The sequence below is a fragment of the Micromonospora sp. NPDC048947 genome (genome assembly GCF_040649495.1).
Taxonomy (GTDB): Bacteria; Actinomycetota; Actinomycetes; order Mycobacteriales; family Micromonosporaceae; genus Micromonospora; species Micromonospora alfalfae.
In genome coordinates this window covers 74278-89102 of record NZ_JBEZFO010000017.1, presented here as the reverse complement: position 1 = coordinate 89102, position 14825 = coordinate 74278, and the positions used below count along the sequence as shown (strand labels likewise).

The 14825-nt window shown below is 74.0% G+C and carries 11 protein-coding genes and 2 tRNA genes; 7 read left to right on the top strand and 6 right to left on the bottom strand.

Annotated features, from left to right (window positions below):
• Positions 1-8: 8 nt before the first annotated feature.
• Positions 9-1019, top strand: coding sequence for a nitroreductase (locus AB0B98_RS23530; RefSeq protein ID WP_357365310.1), 1011 nt, complete (start codon positions 9-11; stop codon positions 1017-1019).
• 142 nt (positions 1020-1161) lie between these two features.
• Complete coding sequence (locus AB0B98_RS23525) at positions 1162-2790, top strand: GAF domain-containing protein (RefSeq protein ID WP_357365433.1); 1629 nt, start codon at positions 1162-1164, stop codon at positions 2788-2790.
• Positions 2791-2806: 16 nt separating this feature from the next.
• Here the strand turns inward: AB0B98_RS23525 and AB0B98_RS23520 are convergent, their stop codons facing one another.
• A complete protein-coding gene (locus AB0B98_RS23520) occupies positions 2807-3445 on the bottom strand; it encodes a response regulator transcription factor (RefSeq protein WP_238671947.1) in 639 nt (212 codons plus the stop codon).
• Positions 3446-3639: 194 nt separating this feature from the next.
• Here AB0B98_RS23520 and AB0B98_RS23515 point away from each other — a divergent pair, with 194 nt between their 5' ends.
• Positions 3640-4614: a nitroreductase gene (locus tag AB0B98_RS23515; RefSeq protein ID WP_357365307.1), complete on the top strand. Its 975-nt coding sequence runs from the start codon at positions 3640-3642 to the stop codon at positions 4612-4614.
• Positions 4615-4629: 15 nt separating this feature from the next.
• Here AB0B98_RS23515 and AB0B98_RS23510 read toward each other — a convergent pair whose 3' ends face one another.
• The 3 genes from AB0B98_RS23510 to AB0B98_RS23500 form a co-directional block, all read right to left on the bottom strand.
• Entirely contained in the window at positions 4630-5622 is a 993-nt protein-coding gene (locus tag AB0B98_RS23510) for a reductase (RefSeq protein WP_357365306.1), read from the bottom strand.
• Between the two features lie 76 nt (positions 5623-5698).
• Positions 5699-6166: a hypothetical protein gene (locus AB0B98_RS23505; protein ID WP_357365304.1), complete on the bottom strand. Its 468-nt coding sequence runs from the start codon at positions 6164-6166 to the stop codon at positions 5699-5701.
• Positions 6163-6681, bottom strand: a complete 519-nt coding sequence (locus AB0B98_RS23500) for a sigma-70 family RNA polymerase sigma factor (RefSeq protein ID WP_357365303.1) — start codon at positions 6679-6681, stop codon at positions 6163-6165. The genes AB0B98_RS23505 and AB0B98_RS23500 overlap by 4 nt, the downstream gene beginning before the upstream one ends.
• Positions 6682-6878: 197 nt before the next feature.
• Between AB0B98_RS23500 and AB0B98_RS23495 the strand changes: the two genes are divergently transcribed.
• From AB0B98_RS23495 to AB0B98_RS23480, 4 genes are read left to right on the top strand one after another with little or no spacing between them, the layout of a single operon-like run.
• Positions 6879-7811 (top strand): ABC transporter ATP-binding protein, encoded by a 933-nt coding sequence (locus tag AB0B98_RS23495; RefSeq protein WP_357365301.1) that lies wholly within the window; start codon positions 6879-6881, stop codon positions 7809-7811.
• Entirely contained in the window at positions 7808-8530 is a 723-nt protein-coding gene (locus tag AB0B98_RS23490) for an ABC transporter ATP-binding protein (protein ID WP_357365299.1), read from the top strand. Before AB0B98_RS23495 ends, AB0B98_RS23490 begins: the two co-directional genes overlap by 4 nt.
• A 7-nt stretch (positions 8531-8537) precedes the next feature.
• Positions 8538-11702 (top strand): permease, encoded by a 3165-nt coding sequence (locus AB0B98_RS23485; protein ID WP_357365297.1) that lies wholly within the window; start codon positions 8538-8540, stop codon positions 11700-11702.
• Positions 11699-14458, top strand: a complete 2760-nt coding sequence (locus AB0B98_RS23480; protein WP_357365295.1) for an ABC transporter permease — start codon at positions 11699-11701, stop codon at positions 14456-14458. Before AB0B98_RS23485 ends, AB0B98_RS23480 begins: the two co-directional genes overlap by 4 nt.
• Positions 14459-14543: 85 nt before the next feature.
• Here the strand turns inward: AB0B98_RS23480 and AB0B98_RS23475 are convergent.
• Positions 14544-14618: transfer RNA gene (locus AB0B98_RS23475), tRNA-Val, on the bottom strand.
• 26 nt (positions 14619-14644) lie between these two features.
• Positions 14645-14717: transfer RNA gene (locus tag AB0B98_RS23470), tRNA-Gly, on the bottom strand.
• Between the last annotated feature and the right edge of the window lie 108 nt (positions 14718-14825).

Below are 14825 nucleotides of genomic sequence, written 5' to 3'. Positions count from 1 at the left end.
ACGGCACGATGAGCAGAGACGGAAAGGTCGTGACCATGAGTCAGGAAAGTCAGCTGACCACCGCGCTGGCGGAGGCCGCCGCCACCGCAGGCCACGCTCCCTCGGTGCACAACACCCAGCCGTGGCGTTGGCGGGTGCTGCCCGACGCGTTGGAACTGCGCTCGGTCGCCGACCGGCAGCTCGCCGCCAGCGACCCCGAGGGGCGGCTGCTCGCGATCAGTTGCGGCATCGCTCTGCACCACGCCCGACTGGCTCTGGCCGCCGAGGGCTGGCGCGCCGTGGTGGAGCGGCTGCCCGACCCGGACGACAACGAGCTGCTGGCCCGGCTGACCGACCTCAGCCACACCGGGGCCGACCCGGACGCCATGCGCATGGTGCAGTGCATGCAGGTGCGGCACACCGACCGGCGGCCGGTCAGCGACGAGCCGGTTCCGCCCACAGCGATCGAGGAGATCACCCGGGCGGTCAGCGCGGAAGGCTGCCGGTTGCAGATCCTCGACCGTGACCAGGTGCTGGAGCTGGCCGCCACCGCCGGGCACGCCGACCGGGTCGAGGCCGATGACCCGGAGGTACGTAGCGAGCTGGCGTACTGGACCAGCCGGGCCGGCTCGGGCACCGGCCTGCCGGCCGAGGTGCTGCCCGAGCAGCCCGCGCAGACGACAGTGCCGGGTCGGGACTTCGGGCGTCCCGGCAGCCTGCCGGTGGGTCCGGGCCACGACCGGATGGCGGTGTACGCGATGCTGCACGGCGACGAGGACGAACGGGACAACTGGTTGCGTGCCGGCGAGGCGCTCTCCGCCGGTTGGCTGACGGCCACCCGACTCGGCGTGTCGGTGGTGCCGCTCAGCGCGGTGGTGGAGGTGCCGGGCACCCGGCAGACCCTGCGGCAGCTGCTCTCCGGGATCGGCTTCCCGTACCTCGTGCTGCGCTTGGGCATCGCGGACCCGGCACACTCCGGCCCGCCGCACACGCCGCGGTTGACCACCGCGCAGGTGGTCGACACCTCCGCCGTCAGTTGACGGGTCTGGCGACGAGCGGCACCGGCGCTACCATCCCCCGGTGACCAGCAGCGCGCCGTCGCCCCGTCAGGAACCGTCCCCGGCACCCTCGCTCGGGCTGAGCCCGCTGTCCCGGGTCCGTCTCGACGAGCTGTTGCAGGAGATGCTGGTCCGGGTCGGCGAGGTGGTGACCAGCCGGGAGCGCCTGCGGGCCCTGCTCGACGCGGTGGTCGGTATCGGCACCAACCTGGATCTGCGCACCACACTGCAACGCATCGTGCAGGCGGCCTGCGAGTTGGTCGGCGCCCGGTACGGCGCGCTCGGCGTGGTCGGCCCGGACCGGTTGCTGCACGACTTCATCGTCCACGGCGTCACGCCCGAGCAGCATGAGCAGATCGGCGACCTGCCGCACGGGCGCGGCGTGCTCGGCCTGCTCATCGACGATCCCCGGCCGCTGCGGATGCCCGACATCACCCAGCACCCCCGCTCCTTCGGGTTCCCGGCCAACCACCCGCCCATGCACAGCTTCCTGGGCGTGCCGGTCCTCATCCGCGACCAGATCTTCGGCAACCTCTACCTGGCGGAGAAGCAGGGCGGCGCGGAGTTCACAGAGGACGACGAGGAGATCGTCGTCGCGCTCGCCGCCGCCGCCGGTGTGGCCATCGAGAACGCCCGCCTGTACGCCCTGGCGCACCGGCGGGAACGCTGGCTCGCCGCCACCGCCGAGATCACCACGGTGCTGCTGGGCGAGGTACGCCGTACCGACGCGTTGGCGTTGGTCGCCCGCCGCGCCCGCGAGGTCGCCGAGGCCGAGCTGGCGCTGGTGCTGCTCTACGACAGCGACACCGAGCAGTTCTCCGTGGAGGTTGTCGACGGCAACGACGGGCAGGCCCTCGCGCTCGTCGGCGCGGTCCTTCCCGCCGTCGACACCAGCTTCGGCGCGGCGGTCGCCCAGGGCCGGCACGACCAGGTGGACGACCTGGCGCACGCCGCGCCGTGGCCGGCGCTGCTGCACACCGGCCAGGCGATGATCTCACCACTCGCCACCGCGGAGACCCTGCACGGTGTGCTGATCGTGGCGCACCGGCCAGAGCGCGGCGGTGGCGCCAGTGAGGAGGATCTGACGCTGCTGGGCAGCTTCGCCGGGCAGGCCGCGCTGGCGATGGAACGGGCGCGCGGCCAGGAGGAACGGGAACTGCTGGTGGTTCTCGAGGACCGCGAGCGGATCGCGCGCGACCTGCACGACGTGGTGATCCAACGGCTCTTCGCCACCGGCCTGCAACTCCAGAGCGCCGCGCCGATGGCCCGCCCCGAGCTGGCCAAGCGGATCAACGCGGCCGTCGACGACCTGGACGCCACCATCCGGGACATCCGCCGGACGATCTTCGAGCTGCGTACGCCGATGACTTCGGAGCTGCGGACCGAGATCCGTGCGGAGATCGAGGTGGCCGCCGAAGCGCTGGGCTTCAAGCCGCACCTGGACCTGACCGGGCCGGTGGACAGCGCTGTGCCGGACGCCGTCCGCCCGGACCTCACCGCCGTGCTGCGCGAGGCCCTGTCGAACGTGGTCCGCCACGCGCGGTGCACCCGCGTCGACGTCGTCGTACGCGTCGACGCCGGCCAGGTCACCGTGATGGTCACCGACAACGGGGTGGGCTGCGACCCGGCCGCCGCCCGGGGTGGCCTTGTCAACCTGCGCGAACGCGCCAGCCGCCTCGACGGCACCTTCACGATCGCCCCGGCCGAGCCGCAGGGCACCGAGGTGCGCTGGGCCGTGCCGCTGCGCGACTGACCCCCGCGACCCTGGGTCAGGGCGTCTTGCCGAGCAGACGCGTGGCCAGAACGGCGGCCTGCGTGCGGCGCTCCAGGCCCAGCTTGGCCAGCACGCTGGAGACGTAGTTCTTCACCGTCTTCTCGGCCAGGAACATCCGCCCGGCGATCTCCCGGTTGGTCAGCCCCTCGGCCACGTACTCCAGGATCCGCCGCTCCTGCTCGGTGAGTGACCTCAGCTCGCGCGGCTGCTCGACGCCGTTGCGGACGCGCTCCAGCACCCGGGCGGTGATCGCCGGGTCGAGCAGCGACTGCCCGGCCGCGACGCGGCGCACCGCGTCGACCAGGTCGGTGCCACGGATCTGCTTGAGCACGTACCCGGCGGCACCCGCCATGATCGCTGCGAACAACGCCTCGTCGTCCTCGTAGGAGGTGAGGATCAGTCCCTTGATGGACGAGTCGACGGCGCGTACGTCACGGCACACGTCGATGCCGTTGCCGTCGGGCAGCCGTGCGTCGAGGATCGCCACGTCGGGCCGCAACGCCGGGATGCGGCGGGCCGCCTCCTGCGCCGAGCCGGACTCGCCGACCACCTCGATGTCGCCGCTGCTCTGCAACAGGTCGGCCAGGCCACGGCGGACGACCTCATGGTCGTCGAGGAGGAACACACGGATCATCTCTCGTTTCTACCCGCTGCCCCTGGCCCACCGCACGGGCCGAAGGTCCCGATCGGCACGCGGCGAGCGGGCGCTCGGACCCGACCGGTCGGGACGTCCGGCCCTGCTCGACGACGACGCAACGATGGACCGTGAAGGTATGCCAGCCAGCGCGGCACCACCCGCCGCCGGCCCAGCGGGAGAGGAGCACCGACATGGACATCGGCTACACCGCAGCCCAGTTGCGGACCGCCGCCGTGGACGCGGTCCGGGCACCGTCGTTGCACAACACCCAGCCGTGGCGGCTCCGGCTGCGCGACGGCGGCATCGAGGTGCTGGCCGACCCCACCCGCCGGCTGCCGGCGACCGACCCGAGCGGGTGGGGTCTGCGGATCGCCTGCGGGGCCGCGTTGTTCAACCTGCGGATCGCCCTGGCCGTGGCCGGTGTCCCGGCCCGGGTGCGGCTGCGCCCCGACCCGGCCGAGCCGGACCTGCTGGCCCGGCTGGTGCCGGACCTTCCACGCCGGCCCGCCCCCGCCGAGCAGTGCCTGTACGCGGCCATCCCGCGCCGGTTCAGCAACCGCCTGCCGTTCTGGCCGGACCCGGTGCCGGCCGACGCCCGGTGGCGCCTCGGCGAGGCCGCCCGTGCCGAGCAGTGCTGGTTGGAGCTGTTGATCGGGGTGAGCGCCGTCTCCGCGTTCGGGGAGATCGCGCGCAGCGCGCACCGGGTGCTGGAGCGCGACCCCGCGTACCGGGCCGAACGGGAACGGTGGCTGCGCCGGGGGGCCACCCCGGACGGCGTGCCCGCCTCGGCCGGAGGTCCGCGGGGCGAACCGCAGGACGTCCTCCCGGCGCGCGGCTACGGTGGGCGCGACCGCGCCCCCGGGCGGGACTTCGAACCGGAACCCCTGGTGGGGGTGCTGGGCTCGGCGGGCAACACCGCAGTGGACCAGGTGATCGCCGGGCAGGCCCTGCAACGCCTGCTGCTCACCGCCACCGACGCCGGACTCAGCGTGTCGATGCTCTCCCAGCCGATCGAGGTGCCCACGGCGCGGGAGCAACTGCGGCTGTCCCTGGGCCGGTTCGGCACGCCGCAGATGGTGCTGCGGATCGGGTACGGTCAGCCGGGTCGACCGACCCCCCGACGTGGCGTCGACGAGGTGCTGGACCTGCCGGTGGTGCCCGCCTGACCCGCCGGGGCACTGTCAGGCGGCGAGCACGGCGGCCTCCACTGCCGGGTCCAGCCCGATCGAGCTGCGTCGCTGTCGCCCGGCGCGCGGCGGAACCGCACCGACCTCCCGCAGCCAGCGCCAGGTGTCGCCGACTGTCTCGGCCACCGGCCGGCAGGTCAACCCGGCCGCCAGGGCCCGGGTCACGTCCTGCTCCAGCAACCCCCGGTACGGGTGCCCGCGCGGCAGCCAGATCGGCAGGTCGCTCCACGGCTGCACCCCGGCGGCGAGGATCGACGCCGGATCGGTCCAGCGCAGCCTGGCGTCCGCGCCGACGGCGGCCACGCACGCGTCGAGCAGCTCGCCCATCGTGGTCTGTGCCGGAGGACCGACCGCGTTGAACGTGCCGCCCACCTTCCGGGCGCCCGCGTCCAGCATCCACCCCGCCAGGTCGCGGACGTCGACGTACTGCACGGGCAGGTCGGCCGGCGCGGGGGCGAGCACGTCCCCACCCCGCTCGATGCGCCGTAGCCACCAGGGCAGCCGGCCGATGTCCTCGGCCGGACCCAGGATCAGGCCGGCCCGGGCGACCAACGCACGCTGACCGAAGACCTCCCGCAGGGCGCGCTCGGCACCTGCCTTGAGCTGCGGGTAGTCGCCGTCGACGGAACCCGCGTCGGCGTCCACCACCGGGGAGTCCTCCTGCAACCCCGCCACGGCATGGTCGGTGTAGACCGAGCCGCTGGACACGTACACGTAGTGACCGACCGCGTCGACCAGGGCGCGGGCGGCGTCCCCGGCGGCCCGCGGCGCGCCGTCCCAGGTGTCCACCGCGACGTCCCACTCACCGCCGGCCAGCGCGCCCAGGCCGTCCGGCGCGGTGCGGTCACCCCGCAACCGGTGTACGCCGGGCGGCACGCTGCCGTGCAGCCCCCTGTTGAACACCGTCACCGACCAGCCGCGGCGCACCGCCTCGGTGACAGTGGCCCCGCCCACGAAGCCCGTACCGCCCAACACCAGCAGTCTCATGCGCTCCACTGTGCCGGCACCGACCGGCGGAGGGCGCCGGTGTTCACCGGTAGCGGATCTGCCCGTGGCAGAACGGTCATTCGCCGCCCGTCGCCGTCCCGGCCAGCGCGTTCCGGCGGCGCAGCAGCGCCGCCCTCGCCTGGCGGGCCGCCCGCAGGTGCACGGCCGCCACCACGCCGAGCACGAGCACCACCCCCAGCAGCAGCGGCTCGAACTCCTGCCGCACCAGGCTGATGATCAGCGCGCCGACGCTGAATACCAGCCACGCGCCGACGCCGAGCCAGCCGGCGACCACCCGTTCCCGGGCGAACAGCGGAGTCCGTCGGGTCACCGCCCAGCCACCGAACGCCGCCCAACACAGACCGATCGCCACCAGGACGGCGAAGGCCACGTTCGTACGCGTCGGCAACCCGGGCTCGGTGGCCCAGAGCAGGCCGATCAGGGCGCTCCCGGTGAGACCGGCGAAGGCCACGGCCAGGTAGCCGACCCGCTTGCGCAGCGACAACGGCGCGTCCAGTCGCGCCAACACCTCTTCCGGAGTCATGCTTCGTACCCCTTCCGTACCAGCTCGTGGCGTAACAACCTGCGGGCCCGGTTGAGCCGCGACTTGATGGTGCCGACGGGCACGGCGCAGATCTGCGCGCAGGCGTCCAGCGGCAGATCCTCCAGGTAGAACAGCAGGAGCACCTCCCGTTCCCGGGCCGGAAGCGCCGCCAGCGCGCCGGCGAGCGTTTCCCGGTTGACGACACCCTCCGCCTCGTCGTCACCGGGCAGGTCGTCGAACGGTTCGGGCTCCGGGCGGGCGTACGCGTCCCGCAGCCGGTTCATCACGGCCCGGCGGGCAATGGCGAACAGCCACGGGGCGAACCGGTCCGGCTGCCGCAGCCTCGGCAACCCTTTGACGACCGCCAGCCAGACCTCCTGCACCACATCGTCGTCGGACCCGCCGAGCATCCGCCCGACGTACCGCTCGACCGCCGGATGCCAGCCCTGCACCAGCTCGGCGAACGCCTCCCGCTCACCCAACTGGCAGCGGACCACCAGCAACTCATCGCTCATCGGCCCTCCTTCGCCTGTTCAGTCGGTGTGGGAGCCCGGTAGGTTCACGACCCGCTGCGGACCCTCGCCCAGAATGCAGAAAAGTCGCCCGGGGCATGGTCAACAGAGCCGCCGATTGCGAAACTGCTTCAATCTGCGTCAGCGCGCGCAATCGAGGCGCTTGACGCATTTGGTAACGCGACCCGGACGGAGAAGGCATGTCCAGCACACCGCTGTCGCTGCCGCAGCCATCCGCGCGGGCACCCGAGTTCGGCCGGGACGCGCTCATCGTCTGCGAGAACCTGGTGCGGATCTACCAGACCGGTTCGATCGAGGTGCAGGCACTGCAGGGCCTGGACCTGGCCGTGGAGAGCGGTGAGCTGGTCGCCGTCGTCGGTGCCTCCGGGTCGGGCAAGTCGACACTGCTCTCCATCCTGGCCGGCATCGACGCCCCCACCGCCGGGCGGGTCCGGGTCGACAGGTGGAATCTGCTGACGATGTCCCGCGCGGACCGGGTGGCCTACCGGCGGCACACCGTCGGGTTCGTACGGCAGCAGACCGCGAGCAACCTGATCCCCTACCTGACCGCGCGGGAGATGGTGGACCTGCCGATGACGGCTGCCCGTACCGCGAAGCAGGAACGCCGGGAGCGCGCCGCCGAACTGCTGGACAGCCTCGGTGTCGCCGACTGCGCCGACCGCCGCCCCGGGCAGCTCTCCGGCGGGCAGCAGATGCGGGTCGCGATCGCTGTTGCGCTGGCCAACCAGCCGCAGGTCCTGCTCGCCGACGAGCCGACCGGCGAGTTGGACGCCGCCACGTCCGCTGAGGTCTTCGGCGTGCTGCGGGACGTCAACCGGCGCTACGGCGTGACGGTGGTGGTGGTGACCCACGATCCGGAGGTCAGCGGCCAGGTCGAACGGACCATCGCGATCCGGGATGGGCGTACCAGCAGCGAGGTGCTACGCCGCAGCACCACCGACGCGGAGGGCGACACGCACATGATCGCCGAGGAGTACGCGGTGATGGACCGGGCCGGGCGGGTCCAGGTGCCCCGCGAGTTCCGCCAGGCGCTGGCGCTGACCCGACGGGTCCGGCTGGCCCTGGAACCCGACCACATCACGATCCACCCCGACTCGGGAAGCGGCGAATGAGCAGCGAACCGATGCTGAGCGTGCGCGGCGTACACCGGCGCTTCCGCACCGGGCCGACAGTCGTACACGCACTGAACGGCGTGTCGTTCGACGTGGCCGCCGGATCGATGGTGGCGCTCGTCGGCCGGTCCGGCTCGGGCAAGACCACCCTGCTCAACGTCATCGGCGGCCTGGACCGCCCGGACGCCGGCACCGTGCACGTCGACGGCACCGACGTCACCGCCCTCGACGAGGACGGCCTGTCCCGGCTGCGCCGCGAGAAGGTGTCGTACGTCTTCCAGAGCTTCGGGTTGATCCCGGTGCTGTCGGCCGCGGAGAACGTCGCCGCCCCGCTGCGGATGGCCCGCGTCGCCCCGATCGAGCGCGAGCGGCGGGTCGAGTTGCTGCTGGAGCTGATCGGTCTGGCCGACCACGCCCGGCAGCGCCCGGCCGAGTTGTCCGGCGGCCAGCAGCAGCGGGTGGCGATCGCCCGCGCGTTGGCCGCCTCGCCCCAGCTTCTGCTCGCCGACGAGCCCACCGGGCAACTGGACGCCGAGACCGGCCTGTCGGTGATGGCCCTGCTGCGCGGGATAGTGGAATCCGAGGGCGTCACCGTACTGGTGTCGACGCACGACGCGGTGATGATGGCCCTGGCCGACCGGGTGATCCGCATCCACGACGGACACCTCGACGAACAGGCTGCCGGGCAACCGTACGCGCCCGCGCCGGACGCCCGGTGACGCGACGATGAGGCTGGTCAGCCGGCGCGCCCGCGCGCAGTGGCCGTTGCTGGCGGCCCTTCTCGGGGTCGTCACGATCGGCGCGACGGTGCTGGGTACCTGCACCCTGTTGGTCACCCGCACCGCCGAGCGCGCGCTGGAGGTCGCCGTGGCCCGCGCCGCCCCGTCCGCCGTCGACGTGACCGTCTACACCGGCACCGTCGAGGGTCGGGACACGCCGTCCGTCGCCGCCGACACCCGCACGGTGGTGGCCTCCACCCTCGCACCGTTCCCGGTGACAACAACCGCGCGGGCGTCGACGGTGCTGCGGGCGCTGCCGCCCGGGCTCGCCACCGGCACCACAGTCCCGGCCCAGGCGTACCTGTCGGGACTGGACGACCTGCCGGCCCGCAGCGAGCTGGTCACCGGACGCTGGCCACAGCACCCCGGCGACGCGGTGCTGCTGGAGTCCACGGCACAACTGCTCGGCCTCACCCCCGGTCGCCGGGTGCGCCTCGGCGCCGAACTGGCTCACGCGCCCGTCCCACCCATCGACGTGCTCGTCGTCGGTGTCGTACGCCCGCTGCCGGCGCGTGGCTGGGACCGCGACCCGCTGGCCACGGCCGGCTCCGCCGCCGGCTACCGGGACGGCCGTTTCATGCAGCCGGTCAACGCCTACGGCCCGTTCCTCGTCGACCTGGCCGACCTGGTCACCACCGGTGCCACCGTCGACCGGATGGAGGTCACCGCCCATCCGGACCTGTCCCACAGCAACCGCCAGGACCTGGAGACATTGGTTGAGGCCGTCGACGGTGTCGACCGCCGGCTGGCCGGCACCCTCGGCGACCGCGTTCAACTCGCCCGTGTCGCCTCCGAACTGCCGGCGACCCTGCGGTCCGCCGACGACCAACGGCACGTCACCGCCGCCGCCGTGCTCGCCATCGCCGTCCTCGGCGGTGTCCTGGCCGCGACGGCGTTCGTCCTCGCCGGCCGGCTGACCACTGGCATACGCGCGGACGAGACCGCCCTGCGGTCGGCCCTGGGCACCAGCCGTCGCCAACTCGCCGCCACCGCGACGGTCGAGGCCGGGTTCGTCGCCGCCGTCGCCGCCGCGCTCGCGATACCGGCCTCGTCGGCTCTGCACTCCGGCCTGACCCACCTGCCGCCGTTGGACGGCGCCGGCCTGACCGTCCGGCCGGCCGTCGTCGGCGCCCAGGTCCTCGCTGTGGTCGGCGGTGCGCTGGTGCTCGCCGCTGTCCTCATCGTCCTGGCGATCCGGCCCGTCCCGGCAGCCGGCGACCAGCGCACCCGCCGCGAACTGCTGGCCCGATCCGGTGCCGACCTGATGCTCGCGGTCTTCGCCGCCGCCGGATGGTGGCAGCTGTACGCGCAGCCCACCGACGCCAGCCCACGCGCCGACGCGGTCCGGATGCTCGCGCCGGCGCTGCTGCTCACCGCGGGTGCCGCCCTGGCACTCCGGGTGGTACTACCCGCCCTGCGCGGCGCCGACCGGTTGGCGTACCGCGCCCGCGGGCTGGCGTTTCCGCTGGCGGTCGCCGAGGCCGCCCGCCGGCCACAGGCGGTCGCCGCCGGGCTGCTCGTCGGGCTGGCCTGCGCGGCCGGGACCTTCGGCCTCGCCTTCGACGACACGTGGCACCAGTCGCAGCGCGACCAGGCCGCGCTCGCCGTCGGCACCGACCTGGCACTCACCCTCAGCACGGCGCCGGTGGCCGGCGACGGCGCGATCCTCAGCGCGGCCACCGCGGGTGCGGTGAGTCCGGCCCTCGACCGTGGCACCGCCGTCGGTCAGTGGCTCGGCAGCGCCGGCGACGCGCCGCGCCTGGTCGCCGTCGACACCACCCGCGCCGACGCGCTGCTGCGGGGGCGGCTGGACAACGACCGCGGATGGGCTGACGTGGGTGCCACGCTGGCACCACCCACCCGGGTCAACAGCCTCGCCGTTCCGGCTGGCGCCCCGCTCGTACTGAGCGGGACCGCCGCCGGTGACACCCCGCCCGTCGTGACGCCCCGGCTGATGCTGCAGGACGCCACCGGCCTACGCACGGCCTGCACCGGTCCCGCCGTACCGCTCGACGGCAGGGAGTTTCGGCTGCCCGCCTGCGCGACGGCTGACGGGCTGCGCCTCGTCGCTGTCGCCCTGCCGGTCACCGCCGACGCGGGCGGCGGACCTGTCGCCGTAGCCGTCACACTCACAGTGCCGCCCGCCGGGCCGGCGGAGGATCCCACCGACGGATCGGATTGGACAGCCACCTCCGCGCCGCCGATCCCGAGCAGGCTGAGGGACCCGACCGTCCTGGTGTCCGCCACCCCGACGGGAACCACGTTGCGGATGGCCGCGACCGTCGACCTCGGCGGCGTCGAGGACGCCGCCCGGACCCTCGTCGCCACCGCCTTCCCGGACCCCGGCCCGGTGCCCGTCGCCGTGTCCGCCCGCTTCGCCAGCGAGGTCGGTGTCGAGAGCGGCAGCCAGCTCAGCATCACTGTCGGCATCACGCCCGTCCCGGTCGTCGTCACCGAGGTAGTGCCGGCCGTCCCGTCCGCCCCCGGCGCCGTCGCCGTCCTGGCCGACCTGGACACGCTGTCCCGCGCACGTGCCGTCACCGGCGACCTGACGTTCCCGGTCGACGCCTGGTGGGTCGGCCACCCGGCCGGCCCCGGTGCCGCCGAGCGGGCCACCGCCCTGCACCTGGGCGCCGTCGCGACCCGCGAGGCGGAGACCGCCCGCCTCATCGGCGGCCCGTTGCTCGCCGGGCTGCCAGCCGCGCTGCGCCTCATCGTCCCGGCCGCAGCCCTGCTGCTGCTGGCCGGCGTCGTCCTGCACGTCACCTGTGATCTCCAGGCCCGCGCCGTCGAGGTGACGCGGCTGCGCGGCCTGGGGATGTCCCGACGCGGCATCCGGGCCGTGCTGCTCGGCCAGCACGCCGGGGTCCTGCTGCCGGTGCTCGCGGCGGGCGCGGCCGTCGGCGCGCTCGCCACCCGCGTCGTCGCTCCCCTGCTCGTGCGCTCCGAAACCGGCGCCGCGCCCGTCCCGGCCACCCAGGCACACTGGCCGTGGCCAGCCGAGGCCGCACTGCTCGCCGTACTGGTGGCCGGATGCATGCTGGCGGTCGCCGTCGTGGTCACCGTCCAGGTCCGTCGGGCCGACGCCACGCACCTGCGGGTGGCGCCGTGAAGCGGTGGCTGACCCGTCGGTGGCCGACGCCGCACTGGCCCAGTATCCGCGGCCGTGGCCGTGCCGACGTCGGACCGCTGCTGCTCACCGCCGCCGTCATCGCGGCCGTCGCGCTGCTCGCCGGAGCAGCGCCGGCGCTGCTCCGCGCCGCCGCCGACGACGCCGTGCGGGACACGGTCCGCCGCGCCGGCCAGGACTCGAACGTCCTCGTCCACGCCAACTGGGAACGCGACGACGGACCGACCGGCGGGCGGGTCCGCATGCCCCACCTCGCCGATGACCTCGGCGATTTCCGCGACCGGGCGACATCGGCCCTCGGGCCCGACCTGGACGCCGCGCTGCTCCCGCCAGTCACCGCTGTCAACGGCCCGATCCTCACCATCACCGACGGCAACGCGCCGCGTACCTTCCAGTTCACCTACCTCGCCGGTGACCTCGACGGTCCGGACGTGACCTGGATCGCCGGCAGCCCGCCCGGTCCCACCGTCTCCGACGAGTACGTCGAGGTCCCCTACGGCGGACCGCCCTGGCCGGTGCAGGTCGGCCTCTCCGAGGCGGACGCCGCCGCACTCGACCTCGGCCCCGGCGATCGAATCCCGGTGAAGGACGGCCAGGGTCGCGACAAGGACGTCCGGATCAGCGGGATCTACCGACCCACTGACAGCGCCGACCCGGCCTGGCGGCTCGCCGCGGCGCTACTGCGCCCCGTGCCCGGCGCCGACGGCCCGGGGACCACCCGGTTCGCCGGCCTGCTGTCGCGCGAGTCGTTACCGGACGCCCGGCTCGCCGTCGACGAGGACCAACTGCGACGCACCGTCCACTTCGCACCCGTTCCCGACGCGCTCACCTGGGACGCCGCAGCGACGCTCGCCGCCCAGGTGGTCAAGCTCAAGGCGACCTCGGGTTCATCGAGCGACCGCGACCAGTCCCTGAAGTGGGAATCGCAGCTCGACACCGCCCTGCACGACGCCCGTACCCGGAACAGCGCCGCTTCCACACAGGCCGCCGTCCTGCTCGCCGGGGTCCTGACCGCCACGGTGCTGGTCCTGCTGCTCGCCGCCAACCTGCTGGCCCGCCGCCGTACCCCGGTGCTGAGTGTCGCCCGGCAGCGTGGGGCGGCGCTACCCGACCTCGGCGCGGAACTGATCATCGAGTCCACTGTGGTGTCGGTGTCGGCCGCCGCCGTCGGGCTCGCGCTCGCGCGCGCGGCCGCTCCGGGCGTCTCCTGGACCTGGGCCGTTCCCGTGGTCCTGGCCGGGGCCCTCGCCGGCCCGGCGTTCGGCACCCTCGCCGCCGCCCGCGCCAGCCGAGACCGACGCCAACCCGCCAACCGGGCCGCTCGGCGCTGGAACCGGGCCACCGGTCAGTTGCGCCGCACCGCAGTGGAGGCGGCTGTCCTGATCGCCGCGGTGGCCGCCTTCATCACACTGCACCAGCGCGGGCTCCTGCCCGTCGTCTCCGACGGTGACAACGGTGAGCTGACCGGCGACCTCATCCTGCCGATCAGCGCCCTCGCTCTGGGCGCGCTCGTCGGCGCGCTCGTCCTGCTCCGGCTACTGCCCCTCGGGGCGCGGTTCGCGCTCCGACAGGCCCTGCGCTCGCGCCGCCCGCTGGCCGTGTTCAGTGCCGCCCAGGCGGCCACAACGGCCGGGCGTGCGCTGCCGCTGCTGGTTCTGGTCAGCACCACGGCGCTCGCGTCGTTCGCGCTCATCCTCGGCGCCACCGTCACCCGGGGCCTGACCGACGGCGCGTGGAGCACCGTCGGCGCCGACGCCCGCCTCGACGTCGGCGCCGACGCCGAGGCCGCCACGCCCGCACTCGCCGAGCGCATCGCCGCCGCACCGGGGGTGGGGCAGGTCGTCGTCGCGCAGGTGACCGACTCGGCACGCGTCTTCAGCGAATCGACGCTGCTCACCCCACGCCTGATCGTCGTGGACACTGCGGCGTTCCAGCGCCTGCTGGCCACCACTCCGCTGCCCGACGCGCCGGCGTTGGCCCGGCTCAGGGCACCCGGTCCTGGCCCCGGGGAGGTCCCAGCGCTGGTCCGTTCGAGTGACGGCGATCTGCGGACCGGCACGCGGCTGCAGCTACCCCGGGACGGGGCCCCGGCGATCCGGCTCGCCGCCGTCGGTGCCGCTCCCTCGGTCGGCGGCGCCACCGACGTCGTCATCGTGGACGCCGCGGCCCTCGCCGACGCCGGGCTGCCCGCCGTTCCGAACACCGTCTGGGTCACCGGCCCCGGCGCGGGCCGGGCCGTGTCGAACACCGGAGTCGCCTCCGACGTCGTGCTGCGGGCGGACGTCCTGCGGGCGCAGCGGGTGGCTCCGCTCACGGCAGGGCTGGTACGGCTGGCGTGGACGGCCGCCGCGGTGCTTCTGGCGCTGGGGTTGCTCGGCCTCATGCTCGCCGCCGCCGCCGGCGCCTCACAGCGGTGGCAGACCCTGACCCGACTGCGGACCCTCGGCCTGCGGCCACGCGACGCCCGCTGGGTCGCCGCCGGAGAGCTGCTGCCGCCGGTGGTCGTCACCGCGGTGTGCGGCCCGCTACTCGGGGCCCTGCTCGCGCGCCTGATGCTCGGCCCGCTCGACCTGTGGCTGCTCACCGGTCAGGCCGCCGACCCGACGGCGGTCCTGCCGTGGTGGCTGCTGGGCCTGGTGAGCGTGGCGCTGCTGGCGACGGTCGCCGCTGTCGTACCTGTGGAGTCGGCGCTGCGGCGACGCGACCGGCTGAGCGAGGTGCTCCGCGCCGGCGAGTGACAGTTGGTGTGCGGGCGCGGGAAGCGGAAACGCCGAGACCCGTTACCGGATATCCGGTAACGGGTCGTCTGATCCGCTGTACAGATGGTGGGCGATACTGGGTTTGAACCAGTGACCTCTTCCGTGTCAAGGAAGCGCGCTCCCACTGCGCCAATCGCCCGTGGCGGCCCCGTGGGGCGCATCGCGAGCGGACGACGGGATTCGAACCCGCGACCCTCACCTTGGCAAGGTGATGCGCTACCAGCTGCGCTACGTCCGCACGTCCCCGGCAAGCGCCGGCGACAGGTGAACTCTACCCGATGCCAAGATCGCTTGGCACGGCACCCTGGCCGGTCGCGGTTGCGCTGGTCCTGCCCGGGGTACTGAA

Excerpts from the sequence above, each read along its gene's own strand:
- AB0B98_RS23530 (WP_357365310.1), top strand. The coding sequence starts at position 9 with ATGAGCAGAGACGGAAAGGTCGTGACCATGAGTCAGGAAAGTCAGCTG.
- AB0B98_RS23525 (WP_357365433.1), top strand. The coding sequence starts at position 1,162 with ATGCTGGTCCGGGTCGGCGAGGTGGTGACCAGCCGGGAGCGCCTGCGG.
- AB0B98_RS23520 (WP_238671947.1), bottom strand. The coding sequence starts at position 3,445 with ATGATCCGTGTGTTCCTCCTCGACGACCATGAGGTCGTCCGCCGTGGC.
- AB0B98_RS23515 (WP_357365307.1), top strand. The coding sequence starts at position 3,640 with ATGGACATCGGCTACACCGCAGCCCAGTTGCGGACCGCCGCCGTGGAC.
- AB0B98_RS23510 (WP_357365306.1), bottom strand. The coding sequence starts at position 5,622 with ATGAGACTGCTGGTGTTGGGCGGTACGGGCTTCGTGGGCGGGGCCACT.
- AB0B98_RS23505 (WP_357365304.1), bottom strand. The coding sequence starts at position 6,166 with ATGACTCCGGAAGAGGTGTTGGCGCGACTGGACGCGCCGTTGTCGCTG.
- AB0B98_RS23500 (WP_357365303.1), bottom strand. The coding sequence starts at position 6,681 with ATGAGCGATGAGTTGCTGGTGGTCCGCTGCCAGTTGGGTGAGCGGGAG.
- AB0B98_RS23495 (WP_357365301.1), top strand. The coding sequence starts at position 6,879 with ATGTCCAGCACACCGCTGTCGCTGCCGCAGCCATCCGCGCGGGCACCC.
- AB0B98_RS23490 (WP_357365299.1), top strand. The coding sequence starts at position 7,808 with ATGAGCAGCGAACCGATGCTGAGCGTGCGCGGCGTACACCGGCGCTTC.
- AB0B98_RS23485 (WP_357365297.1), top strand. The coding sequence starts at position 8,538 with ATGAGGCTGGTCAGCCGGCGCGCCCGCGCGCAGTGGCCGTTGCTGGCG.